We start from the raw sequence: 18,281 nt of genomic DNA, 5'->3' as shown, positions 1-18,281 counted from the left end.
CTCCGATCGGTGACCGATCGGAGCCCTTCGTGTATCCCGGCCGATCCGAGCTGGCGATTCACCGCTGCACCCAGAGTCCGAGTAGCGGTCCTCCCGCACCTTCACCCGAAGTCGAGCATACGGACCGTGGACTGGCGTCGCCGAGACCCCGGGGCAATCCCCAGCCTTGTCTCCCACAGTGCACATCGGGCATCATCGACGTCCACTCTGCGTCGAGGTGTGCATGGCAAACCACCGTCTCGCCGGCATCGCGTTTGCCTGCGTCCTCGTGTCCGCCGCCGGTTGCACGAAGACCTCCGACCACGCGTGCAGCGGAGCTGCCCCCATCGCAGCGGCCGGTCCCGATCGAACGGTGGCGCGGAACACGGCGATCCCGCTGTCAGGCTCGGCGGCGGGCGCGAGCGGTGACGTGTCGTACTTCTGGCGGCTCGAGACGATCCCCGCGGGCAGCACCGCGGCGCTCTCCGCCGCCGACACCGCGAGCCCGACGCTCACCCCCGACGTGCCTGGGGTCTACGTCGCTTCGCTGACGGTGAGGGATGGCTGCGCCGCGAGCGCCCCCGACCTCGTCGTCGTCTCGGTCCCGAACGCCGCTCCCTTCGCGCTCGCCGGGTCCGACGTGTGGGTCCAGCCCGGCGCGAGCGTGACGCTCCGGGGCGGCGAGAGCGCCGACCCGGACGGCGATCCGCTCACGTTCCGCTGGTCGCTCGCGGTGCGTCCCGCGAGCAGCGCCGCGGAGCTCTCGCAGGCGGATGGGCCCACTCCCACGCTCGCGACGGACGTCGCCGGGACGTACGTCGCGGTCCTCGTGGTGAGCGACGGCCTCGCGCAGAGCGCGCCGTCCGCGGTCGTCGTGCATGCGGGCGAGGCGGGCTTGTCCGAGGCGTGTCTCGGGGTGGCGCCGCCGGTGGCACGGGCAGGTCCGGATCAGACGCTGTCCTACCCGACGACCGTATACCTGAGCGGTGCCGCGAGCACCGGTCCGTCGCTGTCGTACCGCTGGACGCTCACCAGCGCGCCGGCGGGGAGCACTGCGCCCCTGAACGGGGCGACCACCGTCTCGCCGACTCTCTGGCCCGACCGCTCCGGCGTGTACGTCGTGACGCTCGTCGTGAACGATGGTTGCCAGGACAGCCCGGAGGACGCGGCCACCATCACCATCCCGAACCACGCGCCGACGGCGTACGCGTACAACCCCGGTACGGTGCCGGTGCTCGTCCCGATGACGCTCGACGTCAGCGCCTACGATTACGACAGAGACCCGATCACCTACGCCTGGACCGTCGCACGCGCGCCCGCGGGCAGCGTGGCGCGGATCTCGGATCCGACCCTGCCGCGGCCCTCGTTCACGCCGGACGTCGAGGGTCAGTACGTGTTCTCGGTCGTGGTGAGCGACGGATCGCTCACGAGCACGCCGGCGACGCTCACGGTGACCGCGGCGAACCAGCCGCCGGTCGCCAGGGCCGGCTCCGATCGGAGCGCGAAGGTCGGCGGGACGGTGACCCTGGACGCCTCGGCGAGCACCGACGCGAACGGCACGTCGCTGCAGTACACCTGGTCGCTCACGAAGCCGGCTGGCAGCGCGGTGACCCTCTCCGGCGCGGACACCGCGACCGCCTCGTTCGTCCCCGACGTCGTCGGGACGTACGTCGCGCAGGTGCTGGTGAGCGACGGCGTGAACGCCGCGACCGACACCGTGAACGTGGCGGTCTGGCCGACGGTGGAGCGGCTGACGCACCGGGTGATCGACGCCGCGTACTCCAGCGCGCTCGACGTGGTGGTGATGGTGGCCGCCGATCCCGACGCGCTGTATGTCCTCGATCCTCGCACCGGGGCCGAGACGGCCATCGCGCTCGACCTCCCGCCCTCGTCGGTGAGCGTCGGGCCCGACGGCCACTTCGCCGCCGTCGGGCATACGAAGGCGGTCTCCTACGTCGACCTCGTGGGCGGCGTGGTGGTCAAGCGGCTCCCGGCGACGGGCGACGTGGCGGAGGTGGCGCTCGGGAACGGTTACGTCTACTGGCTCCCGCGCACCAGCCCGGACCGGATCCGCATCCTCTCGCTCGATCTGGCGACCGGCGCGGAGAGCTACGTCGTCTCGGCCCAGACCGGCACCGGCCGTGTCCAGCTCTCGCCGACCGGCGGAGCGCTGTACGTCGCGCCGCTCACCACGTACGGGTACGGAGGCGCGATCGAGCACTACGACGTCTCCGGCGGCAACCTGTTCCTCACGACGTCGTCCAGCTCCGGTACGAGCTCCTGCGGCGATCTCTGGATGTCGCAGTCGGGGACGCGCGTGTTCACGCGCTGCGGGGCCGCTTACCGCGCGTCGAGCTCGTGGATCGAGGATCTCGCCTTCGCCGGGAGCATCTCGCCGGATCCCTCCGCCTACTCGAGCTGGTTCACCGTGCGGCACCTCGCGGACTCGACCGCCGCGGGCGAGCTTTCGGCGATCGCGAGCGACGACGCGTCGTCGTACTCCGCGGCCGACGACCGCACGCTGCGCCGTTACCGGGCGGATGGGCTGTCGCTGCTCGAGATCGCGCCGTTCCCGTCGGAGGCGCTGAACGGGACCGCCTACGCGTGGAGCGGCCGGTTCGTCTTCTACCGGGCGGACGGAAGCGAGCGGTACGTCATCCTGCAGCTCCCGCCGGCCGCCGGCGCCCTCGACGACTTCGGCATCGCCACGTTCTGAGCGGGTCGCCGAGGGCGTGTCACGCCGCACCCGCGAGCAGCTCGGGTCCCACGCCCGCTGGATGACCCTCGCGCGCAGCGCGGGTGTCTTGCGCCGGCTACACTTGCGATCGCCCACCAGCCGGGGGTCGTTCGATGCCGCTGAAGGCGAGTGCTCAGAAGGTCCAGGACGCGCTGCGGGCGGCAGGGTTCTCGAATACCGTCGTCGAGCTGGCCGACTCTGCCCGCACCGCTGCGGACGCGGCCGCCGCGGTCGGCTGCGACGTGGGGCAGATCGTGAAGTCGCTCCTGTTCGAGGCGAAGCCCAGCGGGCGCGCCGTCCTGGTCGCCGCGAGCGGGAGCCATCGCGTCGACGAGCACGCGATCGCGGCGGTCGTCGGCGAGCGGATCGGGCGTGCGTCGGCAGAGTTCGTCCGCGAGCGGACCGGGTTCGCCATCGGGGGCGTGCCGCCCATCGGGCACGCGCGGCCGGTCGTCGCGATCGTCGACGAGGCGCTCCTCGGGTACGAGCGGGTCTGGGCGGCGGCGGGCCATCCGCACGCGGTGTTCGCCCTCACGCCGGCCGAGCTCTTACGAATGACGGGAGGGACCGTCGCCCGGATCCGTGCTGGCGCCGCGTGACGCGGCGCCCGGTAGGGGCTCGCCTCCGGAGGTGCTCCCGGTCCGGAGGTCCGTCGTGAAGGGGCCGGGCTCGCGCGGCGGATCGCCGCCCGTTAGAGCCCTGGCGTGCTCGAGCCCGCGCTGCCGCCGCTCTCCGAATGGGAGAACTTCTACGTCATCACCGGCTCCTCGGCGGCCGCCCTGACCGGTCTCATGTTCGTCGTGGTCGCGCTCCGCACCGACGCGAAGCTGGAGGAAGCGGAAAGCGGAGTCCGCGCCTTCGGAAGCCCCAACGTCGTGCATTTCTGCGCGGTGCTGCTGCTCGCCTCGATCCTCTCGATCCCCAGCCAGACCACCTGGAGCCTCGCGCTCTGCGTGAGCGCGACCGGGATCGCGGGCCTGGTGCTCTCGGGGTGGGTGCTGCTGCAGGCGCGGCGACAGCACATCTATGAGCCCGTGCTCTCGGACTGGATCTGGCACGTCGTCTTGCCCCTCGTCGCGTACGCCGCGCTCGTCGGTGCGGCGGTCGCGCTGTACCATCGCCCGGCCCCGGCGCTCGACCTGGTCGCAGCCGTATCGCTCCTCCTGCTGTTCATCGGCATCCACAACGCGTGGGATTCGGCGGTGTGGATCGCGGCGAGGAGAGTGTAGGCGCCTCCGTCCTAGTGGATTCGCAGCGCGAGCTTGCCGAGGTGGTGCTGCTGGATCTCGCGGTGCGCCCGGGCCGCTTCCTCGAGCGGGTACACCCGCCCGACCTCGACGTGGAAGGGGCCGGCTCCGATCAGCCGGTTGAGCCGCTGGAAGGCGTCGGGGCTCGGCTCGCCGTCGTAGGCCTGGAGGGTGACGCCCGCGGGCGCCCTCGGCGCCGGCTCGACGCCGTTCGGAAACGCGATCCGGCCGCCCCTCCGCATCGTGGCGAGCGCCGCGTCGAGGCCCTGCCCCGCGACCAGCACCAGCGCGGCGTCCAGGCCGCCGGGCGCGAAGTCGCGAGCCGCCCGCGCGACGTCGTCCCGCTTGCCGTCGACGGCCGCGTCCGCCCCGAGCCTCCGCACCAGCGCGATGCCGTCGGGCCCGGAGGCGACCGCGAGGACCTTCGCGCCCATCCGCTTCGCGAGCTGCACCGCGAGGTGCCCGATCCCGCCGCTCGCGCCGTACACCATGAGCGTCTGTCCCGCCGCGAGGTGAAGCTGATCGTCGAGGCCGCGCAGCGCCGTCACGCCGTCGGCGCCGAGCGCGCCGGCCTCCTCGGCGCTCATCCCCGGCGGGATCGGCGCGATCGCGTCCTCGTCGAGCGCGACGAACTCCGCGTAGAACCCGCCCTCGAAGGAGTACGCGTAGACGCGATCGCCGATCCGGAAGCGCCGCACGTCGGCCCCCGTCGCGACCACCTCGCCCGCTCCGTCGTTCCCGATGACCCGCGGAAACCGGCTCTGACCCAGCTCGATCTCGCCGGAGCGGACGTAGGGGTCCCAGACGCCGATCCCGGCGGAGTCCAGCCGGATGAGGACCTGCTTCGGCCCCGGCTTCGGCACCGGGAGCGTCTCGGTGTGGAGGACCTCGGGCCCACCGTACCGGTCGAACGCCGCCGCCTTCATCTGCGCAGGGATGGATGCTTGCATGGCCGCTTCCGCTCCTCTCGTCGAGTCCGTGCACCGGGATAACGCGGCCGCGGCTCGATGCACGGCTCCCGCGCGCCGATCCGAGGGCACGATCGGATCGGCGGCGGGTCCTCGCGGCTCCCCACCAGGCATCGAGGTGAGCGGCCGAGGATCTCTCGGAGGGCCTGTCGAAGGGGGGCGGACCGCTCGGCGCTCTCGGCTCAGCGGTCGCCGTGCCGGGACGGCGCGGTCACGGCCGACGCCGCGTACGTCGTCATCGCCTCGTCGAGCACCTGGTTGGCGGCGGCGAGGTCCTCGAAGGCGGGCACCTGGATCTCGCCCGGCCCCTTGTAGCTCTCGAACCACGTCTTCAGGATGGTCGTCACGCCGGCGTTCCGGAGATCGTCGAGGCTCATGCCGTCGAAGGGCGAGCCCGGCAGGACGGCGATGAGCTTGTCGTCGGGCTCTCCGCCGTCGACCATCCTCATCACCGCGACGACCTTCACGGCCGCGACTGCGCCGCGCAGCTCCGTTCCGCCGATCACGACGACGTCGAGCGGATCGCCGTCGCCGCCGAGCGTGCGCGGGATCATCCCGTAATTGCCAGGGTACCCGAGGTACGCGACGGTCCGCGGCTGTCCCTTCTTGAGCTCCCAGAAGAGTCGCCCGGTCGTGACGTCGGTCTCGAACTTGCGGACGTCGCCCTGCGGGATCTCGATCACCGCATTGATCGTCCCATCGGCGTTCCTCGCGCTGAAGTCGGTGTAGACGTTCAGCTCCTGGTTCGCGAGGAACACGAGCGTGTCCGGAACGCCCGCGGCGTAGTCGCCCTGGACGAGCTGGTACCCGGGCGCGAGCTGGAGGTCGAGCCGGTCCTTCCAGTCCGACGCCGAGACGGCGGCGGGGGCGAGCGCGAGAAATGCGGCGGCGGTGATGAGACGGCGCAGTGCGGTGCGATGCATGAAGCCTCCTCGTCGTGGGGTCGAAGCCGGCTGGCTGGTCCCTGAGCGCTAGCTTCTTCGTGCGCTCCGCCAGGCCGGAGCGAAAACGTACCCGATCGCGCCGCGCGCGCTGAGAGACATAAGCGCGCACTCGGAGTTTCTGTTCACTCATCGGCCGGGCGCGCGCCGAGCCTTCGCCCGGCTCGCCAGCGGTACCGCGCACGCCGGGCGGTGACTGCACCCGACGGGCCCGCCGCAGCACGGCACGTACGGGCGTAGCCTGTGTTCGAGGTGTCTCAGATGAGCTCCGAGCGCCGGCGGATCACGGTCGTCGATCTGTCCCCCGAGTACGAGCGCCTGTATTTCGTCTGCCTCGAGGACTGGCCGGGCGCCGAGCTCGCCTACGCGGGCGATCACAAGGCCCGCTGGTTCCGCGACATGCGCGACCGGGGTCTGCGCGTGAAGCTGGCGCTCGACGCGCACGGCCGCGTCGGAGGGATGATCCACTACGTGCCCATCGAGCGCTCCCCGGCCGTTGGGCGCGGTCTCGAGTTCATCCTGTGCATCTGGGTTCACGGCCATGCCTCGGGGCGCGGTGACTTCCAGGGGCACGGGATGGGGACGGCGCTGCTCGAGGCCGCCGAGGCGGACGCGCGGGCGCGTGGGGTGGACGGCATGGTCGCCTGGGGGCTCGCGCTGCCGGTCTGGATGCGCGCATCCTGGTTCAGGCGTCACGGCTACCGGCGCGCGGATCGTCGTGGCCTGGCGTCGCTCGTCTGGAAGCCGTTCGTCGACGGCGCCGAGCCGCCGCGCTGGCCGGCGGTCACCGGCAGGCGCCCCGAGCCCGTCTCCGGGAAGGTGCTCGTCACCGGTTGCGTCAACGGCTGGTGTCCCGCCCAGAACCTGGCCTTCGAGCGCGCGAGGCGGGCGGCGGCGACGTTCGGCGATCTCGTGGAGTGCCGGAGGGTGGACACGACCGATCGCGAGGCGATGCTCGCGTGGGGCGAATGCGACGCGCTGTTCGTGGACGGCCGGCGCGTCCGCACCGGGCCGCCGCCGTCCGAGGCGAAGCTCGCCGCGCTCATCCGCAAGCGCGTGCGGAGGCTGCGAAGGGCGACCGCGCTCGTGACATCATCCCGGCGATGAAGAAGAAGAGCGAGAAGCGGAAGCGCCCCTCGACGGCCAAGCGGCCGAAGCCCGCGGGGGCCCGGCCGAAGGCGCAGCGCCCCGCGCGAGCGAAGACGCCGCGCGCCGGCAGGACCGCGCCGCGCCGCGCCGACTTCGGCGAGCCGATCGAGGCGTTCTTCACCAGGCAACCGCCGCACCTGCGCGCGATCCTCGATGCCCTGAGGAAGCTCGTCGATGAGACCGCGCCCGACGCGACCGCCTCGCTCAAATGGGGAATGCCGTTCTTCAGCATCGAGCGCGAGATGATGTGCGCGCTCGCGGGGTTCAGGTCACACGTGAACCTGATCCTCGCCGGGCCTCCCGGCGCGTTCGCGGATCCGGAAGGGCTTCTCGAAGGAGAAGGGAAGACCGGTCGTCATCTCAAGCTTCGCGCGCTCGACGAGCTGCCCCGCGAGGCCGTGCGTGGCTGGCTTCGCGCCGCCGCGAAGGTCGCCCGGGAGAAGGCGGCTGGACGCTGACGGCGTGCGGTCCGCGCGCCGCGCCTTCGTTCTGCCCGAGCGGCGAGGCCGCCATCATCCGCGGTCGAGCGCGTGGCGCGCCGCGGCGAGTCGTTTGCGCAGCTCCGGAACCGCGCTCGCGGCGGCGGGGCTCGCGCCGAGCTCCCCGATCGCCTCGTCGACCGTGTCGAGCCCGAGCGAGAGCCCGAGGCGCGTCATGGCTTGGCTCATCGCGCCCTGGAAGGCGGGATCGGCCCGCAGCTCGGTCTCGCCGAGCGCCTGCGCCTTCCCGACCAGCTCGGTGAGGACGGCGACCGCCCGGCGCGCGTTCGCCGGCGAGTCGAGGCCGCCCGACCTCGTGAGCTGCCGCACTTCCGGAAGGCTCGTCGCGAAGCGCCGGAGCGCCGCGGCCTGCTCCGGGCTCCGGGGCCGATCCTGGTGCATGACGGCCTGCGCGGCGCCCATGATCGCGAAGGGCGCGAGCCCGTGCTCGAGGATCGGCCGGCCCGAGATGACGCCACCGAGGGTGAGGCCGAGCATCCCCAGGGCGCCGAGCCCGTGCACGAGGTGCAGCAGCTTGCCTTCGATGGCGAACACCTCGCGCGCCAGCGCGCGCACCGGCGAGAGCCCGAACCCGGCGGCCGCGAGCAGGGTCACCAGCGATTCCGTGGAAGCACCGTGGAGCTTGAAGTGCTCGTGCGCGGCGAACGCCGCGGCGGCGACCGCGAGTGACGCACCGTGGAGGAGGAGCCGGCGCACGAACGATCCCGCCGCAGAAGGCAGAGCGGCGGACGTGAGGCTCGCGGGAGCGAGATCATGGGCCGCGCTCGTCCTCGTCTTCGCCGCCATGCGCCCGGATCACTATTCGCAGCCCCGATCGCCGCTTGCGCCCGGATGTGGCGTGACGCTGCCTCTGGACGGCGGGGGGACCTTCGCGCCTCCTCGGCGCGCTGCCCGCGGTTCGCCCGACCGCTCGAAGCGAATGCTCCCGTCGAACGAACCCGTTTGCATCCTCACGGGAGCAGCGCCTCGGTCACGGCCTGCCGCATCACCTCGGCCAGCGTGTCGAGCGAGCCGCTCGTGTCGGTGCGGGTCGTCGCCACCGTGCGCGTCTGCGAGCGCGACTCGACGCTCATCAGGAATGGCAGCGGCCGACGGCCGAGGCGCATGAGTCGCTCGTCGTAGAACGCGCTCCTCGCCTTCTCGCGCAGCCGCCGCGCCAGCTCGGCCATGTTCGCGGTGCTGGAGGGTTGCATGCCTGTTCCCAGGCACGAGAAATCGAGCTGGCTCTCCGCGAGCGTCGCTGCACGTCCATCGCGTGCGTAGACGAAGATCACCTGCTCGCCGGTCTCCTCGGACGAGCGCGACGTCTTCGTGGAGGTGCGGGTCATCCAGAGCCCGCCCGTCGCGACGGCGGCGCCGAGCGAGAAGCTCTTCGACCGTTCGGTGCGCGTGACGTCGGAGCGCGACGCGCGGAGGCCGCGCAGGATGGCCATCACGTCGGTCCACTCGAACACCGCCGGGTCCCCGAAGCGAGGCGTGAACGTGATGCCCGCGTCGTCGAAGGCGAAGGAGTGGGCGACCGTGCGGTCCTTGTCGGTCGGGCAGCGGACGTCGACCGAGAGCGCGGCCAGCCCGGCCTTGCGGAGCGCGACGACGAGCAGGGCCGCCTCGTCCGGCTCGAGCCGAGCCAGGAGAGCAGGCGGCTCGGGCGCGAGGCGCATGCGGGCTTCTGCCAGCGTGAGACCCGTGGCGTCCGCCACTGCTCGGGCGGCCTCGTCGGGGCTCGCCACTGCGCGCGCGATGGCCACGAGCTTCATCCGGTGCACCGTAGCAACCTGATGAGCCCGATGTCGACGCGCCGACCGAGGAAGCGCTCGCACGAGCGCGGCCGCGAACGCGACGGCGGGGACCTGCGCCCCGATGAGACGAGAGGCCGGGCAATCTCCCGGCGCGGCCGCCGTTCGAGCTCGCGGTGGCGCTCCGGCTGAGAGTTCGGGGGCACCCGTCCAGACGCCGCCGGGTGCACGCGGACCGGTGGGTCCGCTGGGCGCCGCGCGCGTGCACCCTCTGCGTGCCGCGCCTACCCGTGACGTTCTGCCGCGTTGCAGGTGCCCGACATGCCTAGGCGGCGATCCGTGACGTTGGTCCCGGCAGTGCATTCTCTGCGCGCCGGCACGAACACCAGGCATCGGAGGATCTTGCGTGCGACTTCGCCTCGGCGGAAAAGTGGTCACGATCCTCGTCCTCGCGCTCGCGTTCGTCGCGCTGGTCGGCGCGACCGGGCTCGTCGCTCTCGCGTCCGTCTCGAAGGTGGTCGACGACTACGGACAGGCGAAGGTCCCGCAGCTGCAGGCGCTCGGGCGGCTCGCGACCGCCGTGGCGCGCGCGAGCGCGGCCGCGTCGGCCATCGAGAACGGGACGCTCGACGCGGACGTCCACCGCGCCTCGCTCGCGCTCGTCGCGCGGCAGGAGCGCGAGGCCGCAGAGGCCGCGCGCGCGTACGAGGCGGTGCCGCGGGCGGGCGACGCGAGCGGCGCGGCGGTCGCGCCCGCGCTCGACGCGTGGAGCAAGGACCTCGACGCGCTCGCCGCGGCGGCCGGGGAGCGGGGGAAGGCGGGAGAGGAGGGGCGGTTCGCGGAGATGGCGGCGGCGCAGCACGCCGTCACCGACGCTCACGAGCGCCTCCGCCGCGACGCGCAGGCGCTCCTCGAGCTGATCGACACGAGCGCCACGGCGACCCGCGCCGCCGCGGATGCCCTGAACGTGCGCGCCGCGGAGGCCGGGGCGGACGCGCGCCACCGGATCCTCGCCGCGTTCGGCCTCGCGGCGGCGGTGCTGCTCGTCGCCGGGGTGGTGCTCGTCCGGTCCATCCGCTGCGGCGTCGCCTCGGTGGCGCGCGCGGCGGAGCGGATCGCGGGCGGCGACCTGCGCGACGCGGTGGAGGTCACGAGCCGCGACGAGCTCGGGGACCTGCAGGCCGCGATCCGCACGATGGGCGAGCGGCTCGCGACGGTCATCGGCGAGGTGCGCGGCGGTGCCGAGGCGCTCACCACCGCCGCGGGCCAGGTCTCGGCGACGGCGCAGCAGCTCGCGACCGGCACGGGCGAGCAGGCGTCGAGCGTCGAGGAGACGACCGCCTCCCTCGAGGAGATGAGCGCGTCGATCGGGAACAACGCCGAGACCAGCCGGCGCACCGAGGCGACCGCGCGCGACGGCGCCCAGGCCGCCGACGAGGGCGGCCGCGCCGTGGCGGAGACGGTCGACGCGATGCGCTCGATCGCCGAGAAGATCTCGATCATCGACGAGATCGCCTACCAGACGAACCTGCTCGCCCTGAACGCCGCGATCGAGGCGGCCCGCGCCGGCGAGCACGGCAAGGGCTTCGCGGTGGTCGCGACGGAGGTCCGCAAGCTCGCCGAGCGGAGCCAGAAGGCCGCGAAGGAGATCGGCGAGGTGGCGACGCGGTCGGTGTCGGTCGCAGACCGGAGCGGCCGGGTCCTGGGCGAGCTCGTCGTGACGATCCGGAAGACCTCCGATCTCGTCAACGAGGTGTCCGCCGCGTCGCAGGAGCAGCTCGCGGGCGTGTCGCAGGTCTCGCGGGCGATGGCCGTCGTGGACCAGGTGACGCAGCGGAACGCGTCGGCCGCCGAGGAGCTCTCCTCCACCGCCGAGGAGGTCGCGGCGCACGCCAGCACGCTGCAGCGGCTCATGGAGTTCTTCCGGGTCGACGAGGGGCGGGCCGTCGTCGCGCCGATGTCGGCGCCGCGCCCGACGAGCGCGCCGCGCCCGCCGCCGCCGAGCCCCGTCGCCGCGCCGCCGGTCGCCAGGCCGCCCCTCGCGGTCGCGGCTCGCGGCCCGCGGCTCGCCGCGCCGTCGACTCCGCCGCTCCACCCCGCTGCGCACGAGCCCGCGCCGTCCGGCGACGCCGGGTTCGTGCGGTTCTGACGTTCACGCCTCACCCGAGAGAGCCCGAAGGAGAAACCCATGCGCAAGCTGCTCGCCCTCGCCGCCCTGGCCTTCGTCGCGGCCGCGTCCGTCCGCGCGGAGGAGTTCGCCACCACGAAGGACGCCGAGCTGATGGTCCACCAGGCCATCGCGTACATGAAGAAGGAGGGCAAGGAGAAGGCGCTCGCCGCGTTCAGCGATCCGAACGGCCGGTTCCGCTACAAGGACCTGTACGTCATGGCGTACGACCTCGACGGGCGCTGCCTCGCCCACGGCGCCAGGAAGGACCGCGTCGGGAAGCTCTTCATGGACGAGAAGGACGTCGACGGGAAGACGTTCGTCCGCGAGCGCATCGAGGTCGCGAGGAAGCACGGGAAGGGGTGGCAGGAGTACAAGTTCGCGAACCCGACCACGAACCGCGTCGAGCAGAAGGTCGTCTACTTCGAGCTGTGGGACGGCGTGGTCGTGGTCTGCGGCGCGTACAAGAAGTAGCGCCACCTGGCGTCGCCGGCGGCGAGGCGGGGCATCGCCGGCCCGGGGCGGCCGGTCACCGGCACTGCGTGGTGCTCGGCCACCCCGAGTGCTGCATCAGATCGTCGCGACGCTCCTCGACGACCTCCCGGGCACCCGCGGCCCCTGACCCGTCCAGCGGTTCCTCAGGAGGCCGGCCTCCGCCACGGCGTCGCGGAGCGCCCGCGTCACGGTGGCGAGCACCGCGAAAGGGATCATCAGGATCCCGATCACGGGCACGGTGATCACGAGGACGCCGAGGATGGCGATGATCGCCGCGAGTGACTGACCGTAGGACGGTGACTCCTGCGGGATCGTCTTCGACTGTTGCATGGTGTTCTCCCTCCGTTCGCGGGCAATCGTGCGCTGAACGGCAGGGCAGCCAGAACACGCAAGAACAGATGAACCATCAGGCGGCGTGATGGAGCGACCGCGCGCACCGCTGCGCCGCGCGGGCAGGGGCGCTCGTGACTCGCGTCAGAAGCGCGCGCCGCGCGCGACGACCCGCTCACCGGATCACGAGGCGAGGTCGCCGGCGACGCACGAAGTCCGCGATCGTGTCGACGGCCTCGTCGGTGCCCGTCGCGACGCACCCCAGCGTCCAGTCGATCGCGGTCACCGGGTAGTGCGTCGCGTCCATCCCGCGCGGCGGACCGTGGATCCCGACCGCGGCGCCGGTGAAGCCGCGCGCGGCCTGCTCCGGGGTCGGATAGGCGATGGGGATGAACGTGCCGTATTGCTCCGAACGACGCGGCGCGCCGAGGCCATAGTTGCCGAGGGGCGTCCGGCCGTCGCCGCGGCGGCGCTTTCCGACCCCGCTCCGGCCGATGGCGACGGCGAACTGCGCCGCTGCCACGCCGTCCGTGCAGAGCCACAGCTCGTGTCTCTGGGTGTGCACCACGACCGTGTAGCCCGACGGAGGGCAGCGGGGCTCGTCGACGTCGTCGGCTGCGGCCGGTGAGCAGATCGACAGGAGCGCAAGGCCCCACGCGGCGAGCACTCCAGCCTTTCGCGTGGCGCCGTTCGTCATCGGCGCCACATCCTATGCGCTCCCGCGCGCGCCGGCATCTCGCACGCGCCGGTGCCGCAAGGGCGCTCGCGGGCGGGCGCCGTCTGCGGGATCCTGCAGGTGGTCTCGTCCTCTCGCGCACCACGCGGGAAGTCGACATGTCGCTGCTTATCCTCGCCGTCCTGCTCGCTGCACGTCCGGGTGCGGGGGCCCCGTCACGCGACGAGGTGTTCGGCGAGATCGGCTCGCACGTCGTCATGCCGGACGAGTCGCTCATCGAGATCGCGCGCGAATACGACGTCGGGTTCAACGAGATCGCGGCTACGAACCGGCGCCTCGACCCGTTCATCCCGCGCGTCGGCGCGGTCGCCGTCATCCCGACCGCGTGGATCCTGCCGGCTGCCTCCGCTCCGGGCACTGTCGTGGTGAACCTCTCGGAGATGCGGCTCTACCTCCTTCGGACCAGGCGTGAGCCGCCTATCACCTTCCCGATCGGAGTGGCCGTCGAGGCGGCCGCGACCCCGCTCGGCGTCCTGACGATCATCCAGAAGACCGTCGCGCCCACGTGGCACCCACCCCCGTCGATCCTGGAGGAGGACTCGACGCTGCCGGCGGAGGTGCCGCCGGGCCCCGAGAACCCGCTCGGCACCCACGCCCTGCGGCTCTCGAGGCCCACGATCCTCATCCACGGCACGAACAAGCCGTTCGGCGTGGGGAGGAAGGTGTCCCACGGCTGCATCCGGCTCTACCCGGAGGACATCCCGCGCCTGTTCCAGCTCGTGCAGATCGGCACGCCGGTCGCGATCGTCCGGGAGCCGGTGAAGGTCGGGCTGCGAGAGGGGCGAGTCTTCGTCGAGATCCACGCGGACGACACGCTCGCCCTCGACCTCCTGGAGGAGTCGAAGCGGCTGCTCCGCGAGAGGGCCGTCCTCGGCCGCGTGGATCTGCGCAAGCTCGCCCAGGCGGTGCGGGCGAGGGGCGGCATCCCGGTGGACGTCACGGAAGACGCCGGCTGACGGTGCGGCGCGCGCGACGGCCTCGGCCGCACCGCGGCCCGGGGGCGAGCACCGCTACTTCTTGCCTTTCGACTGGGCCAGCTCGAACGCCTTCGCGGACTTCTGCGCCGCCTCTTCCGCCCGCGCCGCGGACAGCTGGGCCTCCTTCACGGCGTCGTCCGCACGGGTCGACGCCGCGGAGAGCTTCTGCAGCTCCGCCGTCTGTGCGTCCAGCTTCGCGTTCATCGCCGTCTGCTGCTGCTCCAGCGCCGCGAGCCGGCTCGCGAGCGGATCGACCTTCTGCTCGACCGCGGTGAGCCGCTCGGCGAGGGGATCGACCTGCTTCTTCACCGCCCCGTTCGTCGCGCAGCCGGCGACGAGGAGCCCGAACGCCACCGCTCCGATCACGCGCATCATCGCATCTCCTCCTGCGGGGTCCGCCACCAGTCTCCTCTCGCCGCGCGCGCCCGCGGGCGGCGGGATGGGGAGAGCCCTCGTTCGACACGGCGAGGCGGGTGCGACGGAGCGAGCGGGGTGCGCTCGTCGTGAAGGCCGGCGCGCAGGCGACCGCTCGCGACCGACGCCACTCCCGCGGGGCCCCGCCTCGGGGTCCTTCCCCACCGGGCCTGGCCTCGGCGCTTGCCCACCCCCGGAGGCGCGCCCACAATCGCGCGCGAGCGGGGGCCCGACATGTCCGAGCTGTTCCTGGCTCTGAACGCGGGGTCCTCGTCGCTGAAGTTCGCGTTGATCGCGGATCGCGGCGGCGAGCACCTCGTGCACGACGCACGCGGCCAGGTCGACCGCGTCACGGGAGAGGGTGAGCCGCGCTTCGTCGCGCGCCGGACGGACGGCGCCGTCCTCGAGGAGCGCCGGTGGCCGGCGAACGCCTACGTCGGCCACGCCGGTGCCCTGAAGACGATCCTCGCGTTCGTGCGGGACCGGGTCGGCGAGGGGACGCTGGCGGGGGTGGCGCACCGGATCGTCCACGGCGGAATGGCGTTCGACGGGCCGGTGCTGGTCGACGACGCCGTGGTGGCGCGCCTCCAGACCCTCGTCCCGCTGGCGCCGCTGCACCAGCCGCACAACCTCGGCCCCATCCGGCTGCTGCGCGAGCTCGCGCCCGAGCTGCCGCAGGTGGCCTGCTTCGACACCGCGTTCCATCGCTCGCTGCCGCCGGTCGCCGAGCGCTTCGCGCTGCCCGAGGAGTTGCACGCCGCCGGCCTGCGGCGGTACGGCTTCCACGGGCTCTCGTACGAGTACGTCGCCGCGGCGCTGCGCGAGCTCGACCCCGTCGCCGCGCAGGGGCGCACCGTCGTGATGCACCTCGGCAACGGCGCGAGCATGTGCGCACTGCGGGGAGGGCGGAGCGTCGCGACGACCATGTCGTTCAGCGTCCTGGACGGCCTCTGCATGGGGACGCGGTGCGGCGCGCTCGATCCCGGCGCCGTGCTCTGGCTCCTGAAGTCGCGCGGTCTCGAGGCGTCCGAGGTCGAGAAGCTCCTCTACGATCGCTCGGGGCTGCTCGGCGTGTCGGGCACGACGAGCGACATGCGCACGCTGCTCGACTCCAGCGACCCGCGCGCCCGGCTCGCGGTCGACCTCTTCGTCTACCGGATCGTCCGCGAGCTGGGGGCGATGGCGGCGGACCTCGGGGGCCTGGACGCGATCGTGTTCACCGGCGGCATCGGCGAGAACGCAGGAGCCGTTCGCGAGCGGGTGTGTCGCGGCGCGGCGTGGATGGGCGTGGAGCTGGATCCGGGCGCGAACGCGGCCGGCGGCCCGCGCCTCAGCGCGCCGGGGAGCGGAGTGGCGGCGTGGGTCGTCCACACGGACGAGGAGCTGATGATGGCCCGCCAGGCGCGTCGCGTGCTGGCGGGATGGCGCCCGGAGGCGCAGCAAGGAGCGCGTATGACCGCGAGAGCACCGATCCTCGAAGGAGTCGCGACGCTGTCTGCTTACGGACCCGCGCGCGCGACGGTCGCGGGCGCTCCGCTGACGCCCGAGGAGGTGCACCGCCTCGATGCGTTCTGGCGCGCGTGCAACTACCTCGCGGCCGGCATGATCTACCTGCGCGACAACCCGCTCCTGCGCGAGCCCCTGCGCCCGGAGCACGTGAAGGACCGGCTGCTGGGGCACTGGGGGGCGAGCCCGGCGCTGTCGTTCCTCTGGACCCACCTCGACCGGATCATCCGGGCGCGCAACCTCGACGTCCTCTTCATGGCGGGACCCGGGCACGGCGCGCCGGGCGTGCTCGGGCCGATCTACCTCGAGGGCACGTACTCCGAGGTCTACCCGGACAAGAGCCTCGACGAGGAGGGGCTCCGCCGCTTCTTCAAGCAGTTCTCGTTCCCCGGCGGCATCGGCAGCCACTGCACGCCCGAGACGCCCGGCTCGATCCACGAGGGCGGCGAGCTCGGGTACGTGCTCGCGCACGCCTGCGGCGCCGCGTTCGACAACCCGGACCTGATCGTGGCCGCCGCCGTCGGCGACGGCGAGGCCGAGACCGGCGCGCTCGCCACGTCCTGGCACATCGGCAAGTTCCTGAACCCCATCCGCGACGGCGCGGTGCTGCCCGTGCTCTCGCTCAACGGCTACAAGATCAACAACCCCACGCTGCTCGCGCGCATCTCCGCCGAGGAGCTGGTCGAGCTCCTCCGAGGCCACGGCTGGACGCCGTACCTGGTCGAGGGCTCCGATCCGGAGTCGATGCACCAGGCGATGGCAGCCACGCTCGACGCCTGCGTGGAGGCCATCCGCGGCGCGCAAGCCGAGGCGCGCCGCACCGGCGCGGCGTCTCGCCCGCGCTGGCCCATGATCGTCCTTCGGGCGCCGAAGGGCTGGACCGCGCCGGCCGAGCTCGACGGCCACAAGCTCGAGGGCTCGTGGCGCGCCCACCAGGTGCCGATCCCCGGCGTGAAGGCAGACCCCGCGCGGCTCGCCCTGCTGGAGCGGTGGATGCGGAGCTACCGGCCCGAGGAGCTGTTCGACGCGGCCGGCGCGCCGCTGGCGAGCCTGCGGGAGGTCGCGCCGAAGGGGACCCGCCGGATGGGCGCGAACCCGCACGCGAACGGCGGCCTCCTCAAGCGGCCCCTCCGCATGCCGGACTTCCGGGCGTACGCGGTCCCGGTGGAGGCGCCGGGCGCGTCGCGCGCCGAGAACACCCGCCCGCTCGGCGCGTTCCTCCGCGACGTCATGAGGAGCAACCTCGACAACTTCCGCGTGTTCGGCCCGGACGAGACCACCTCGAACAAGCTCGACGCGGTGTACGAGGTGTCGCGCAAGCTGTGGCTCGCCGAGACGTTCCCGGAGGACGCCGACGGCGGGCAGCTCGCTCCCGACGGGCGCGTGATCGAGATGCTCTCGGAGACGACGCTGGAGGGGATGCTGGAGGGGTACCTCCTCACCGGGCGACACGGGTTCTTCTCCTCGTACGAGGCCTTCGTCCACATCATCGACTCGATGTTCAACCAGCATGCGAAGTGGCTCGCCACCTGCAACCAGCTCTCGTGGCGCGAGGAGATCGCGTCCCTCAACCTCCTCGTCACCTCCACGGTGTGGCGCCAGGATCACAACGGCTTCACGCACCAGGATCCGGGATTCCTGGACGTCGTCGTGAACAAGAGCGCGGAGGTGACGCGGATCTACCTGCCGCCGGACGCGAACTGCCTGCTCTCGGTGGCGGACCACTGCCTCCGGAGCGAGAACTACGTCAACGTGATCGTCGCCGACAAGCAGCTGCACCTCCAGTACCTGCCCATCGACGCAGCGGTCGCTCACTGCGCGAAGGGGGTCGGCATCTGGGACTGGGCGAGCAGCGACGAGGGGCAGGAGCCGGACGTCGTGATGGCGTGCGCGGGGGACGTCGCGACCCTCGAGGCGCTCGCCGCCACGGCCCTGCTGCGCGAGGCCTTCCCCGACCTGAAGCTCCGGTTCGTCAACGTGGTCGACCTGTTCAAGCTGCAGCCGGACACGGAGCACCCCCACGGCCTCTCGGACCGCGACTTCGACTCGCTCTTCACCGTGAACGCTCCGATCATCTTCAACTTCCACGGTTACCCGTGGCTGGTCCACCGCCTCGCCTACCGGCGCAAGAACCACCCGAACCTGCACGTGCGCGGCTACAAGGAGAAGGGCAGCATCAACACACCCCTCGAGCTGGCCATCGAGAACCAGATCGACCGGTTCAGCCTCGCGATCGACGTCATCGACCGCGTACCGCGCCTGCGCAGCGCCGGGGCCCACGCCAAGGAGCGCTTCCGCAACCGGCAGATCGAGTGCCAGCAGTACGCCCACGAGCACGGCGTCGACCCCGCCGAGATCGTCGGCTGGCTCTGGCCCGTCGCAGGGAAGTGAACGACGCC

16 protein-coding genes are annotated in these 18,281 nt (G+C 72.5%); 9 read left to right on the top strand and 7 right to left on the bottom strand.

Annotation, left to right across the window (positions count from 1 at the left end):
- Positions 1-223: 223 nt before the first annotated feature.
- The 3 genes from AMOR_RS02360 (at position 224) to AMOR_RS02350 (ending at position 3,945) form a co-directional block, all read left to right on the top strand.
- A complete protein-coding gene (locus AMOR_RS02360) occupies positions 224-2,695 on the top strand; it encodes a PKD domain-containing protein (RefSeq protein ID WP_248358049.1) in 2,472 nt (823 codons plus the stop codon).
- Positions 2,696-2,829: 134 nt separating this feature from the next.
- A complete protein-coding gene (locus AMOR_RS02355) occupies positions 2,830-3,315 on the top strand; it encodes a YbaK/EbsC family protein (RefSeq protein ID WP_248358047.1) in 486 nt (161 codons plus the stop codon).
- A gap of 105 nt (positions 3,316-3,420) precedes the next feature.
- Positions 3,421-3,945: a hypothetical protein gene (locus AMOR_RS02350; RefSeq protein ID WP_248358045.1), complete on the top strand. Its 525-nt coding sequence runs from the start codon at positions 3,421-3,423 to the stop codon at positions 3,943-3,945.
- A gap of 11 nt (positions 3,946-3,956) precedes the next feature.
- Here AMOR_RS02350 and AMOR_RS02345 read toward each other — a convergent pair whose 3' ends face one another.
- Positions 3,957-4,913: an NADP-dependent oxidoreductase gene (locus AMOR_RS02345; protein WP_248358043.1), complete on the bottom strand. Its 957-nt coding sequence runs from the start codon at positions 4,911-4,913 to the stop codon at positions 3,957-3,959.
- A gap of 200 nt (positions 4,914-5,113) precedes the next feature.
- Positions 5,114-5,854 (bottom strand): inorganic diphosphatase, encoded by a 741-nt coding sequence (locus tag AMOR_RS02340; RefSeq protein WP_248358042.1) that lies wholly within the window; start codon positions 5,852-5,854, stop codon positions 5,114-5,116.
- Positions 5,855-6,133: 279 nt separating this feature from the next.
- Between AMOR_RS02340 and AMOR_RS02335 the strand changes: the two genes are divergently transcribed.
- Complete coding sequence (locus tag AMOR_RS02335; protein ID WP_248358040.1) at positions 6,134-6,979, top strand: GNAT family N-acetyltransferase; 846 nt, start codon at positions 6,134-6,136, stop codon at positions 6,977-6,979.
- Entirely contained in the window at positions 6,976-7,479 is a 504-nt protein-coding gene (locus AMOR_RS02330) for a DUF1801 domain-containing protein (protein ID WP_248358038.1), read from the top strand. Before AMOR_RS02335 ends, AMOR_RS02330 begins: the two co-directional genes overlap by 4 nt.
- Before the next feature lie 54 nt (positions 7,480-7,533).
- On the opposite strand, the gene AMOR_RS02325 is transcribed toward AMOR_RS02330, so the two are convergent.
- On the bottom strand, positions 7,534-8,307 hold the full coding sequence (locus tag AMOR_RS02325) for a hypothetical protein (protein WP_248358036.1): 774 nt from the start codon (positions 8,305-8,307) through the stop codon (positions 7,534-7,536).
- Positions 8,308-8,471: 164 nt separating this feature from the next.
- On the bottom strand, positions 8,472-9,278 hold the full coding sequence (locus AMOR_RS02320) for a hypothetical protein (RefSeq protein WP_248358034.1): 807 nt from the start codon (positions 9,276-9,278) through the stop codon (positions 8,472-8,474).
- A gap of 385 nt (positions 9,279-9,663) precedes the next feature.
- On the opposite strand from AMOR_RS02320, the gene AMOR_RS02315 reads away from it, so the two are divergent.
- On the top strand, positions 9,664-11,406 hold the full coding sequence (locus AMOR_RS02315) for a methyl-accepting chemotaxis protein (RefSeq protein WP_248358032.1): 1,743 nt from the start codon (positions 9,664-9,666) through the stop codon (positions 11,404-11,406).
- A 39-nt stretch (positions 11,407-11,445) separates the two neighbouring features.
- Positions 11,446-11,898 carry a cache domain-containing protein gene (locus AMOR_RS02310; protein WP_248358030.1) on the top strand — a complete coding sequence of 151 codons (453 nt, stop codon included), beginning with the start codon at positions 11,446-11,448 and terminating at the stop codon, positions 11,896-11,898.
- A 96-nt stretch (positions 11,899-11,994) separates the two neighbouring features.
- Here AMOR_RS02310 and AMOR_RS02305 read toward each other — a convergent pair whose 3' ends face one another.
- Together AMOR_RS02305 and AMOR_RS02300 are read right to left on the bottom strand one after the other, a co-directional pair.
- Complete coding sequence (locus AMOR_RS02305; RefSeq protein ID WP_248358028.1) at positions 11,995-12,249, bottom strand: hypothetical protein; 255 nt, start codon at positions 12,247-12,249, stop codon at positions 11,995-11,997.
- Between the two features lie 175 nt (positions 12,250-12,424).
- Positions 12,425-12,946 (bottom strand): L,D-transpeptidase family protein, encoded by a 522-nt coding sequence (locus AMOR_RS02300; protein WP_248358026.1) that lies wholly within the window; start codon positions 12,944-12,946, stop codon positions 12,425-12,427.
- Between the two features lie 137 nt (positions 12,947-13,083).
- On the opposite strand from AMOR_RS02300, the gene AMOR_RS02295 reads away from it, so the two are divergent.
- Positions 13,084-13,941 carry a L,D-transpeptidase family protein gene (locus AMOR_RS02295; RefSeq protein WP_248358024.1) on the top strand — a complete coding sequence of 286 codons (858 nt, stop codon included), beginning with the start codon at positions 13,084-13,086 and terminating at the stop codon, positions 13,939-13,941.
- Between the two features lie 54 nt (positions 13,942-13,995).
- Here the strand turns inward: AMOR_RS02295 and AMOR_RS02290 are convergent, their stop codons facing one another.
- Complete coding sequence (locus AMOR_RS02290) at positions 13,996-14,337, bottom strand: hypothetical protein (protein WP_248358022.1); 342 nt, start codon at positions 14,335-14,337, stop codon at positions 13,996-13,998.
- A 273-nt stretch (positions 14,338-14,610) separates the two neighbouring features.
- Between AMOR_RS02290 and AMOR_RS02285 the strand changes: the two genes are divergently transcribed.
- Positions 14,611-18,273 (top strand): phosphoketolase, encoded by a 3,663-nt coding sequence (locus tag AMOR_RS02285; protein WP_248358020.1) that lies wholly within the window; start codon positions 14,611-14,613, stop codon positions 18,271-18,273.
- Positions 18,274-18,281 lie beyond the last annotated feature (8 nt).

Origin of the sequence: Anaeromyxobacter oryzae (assembly GCF_023169945.1) — a bacterium.
Classification (GTDB): domain Bacteria; phylum Myxococcota; class Myxococcia; order Myxococcales; family Anaeromyxobacteraceae; genus Anaeromyxobacter; species Anaeromyxobacter oryzae.
This window is presented reverse-complemented; position numbering and strand designations above follow the sequence as displayed.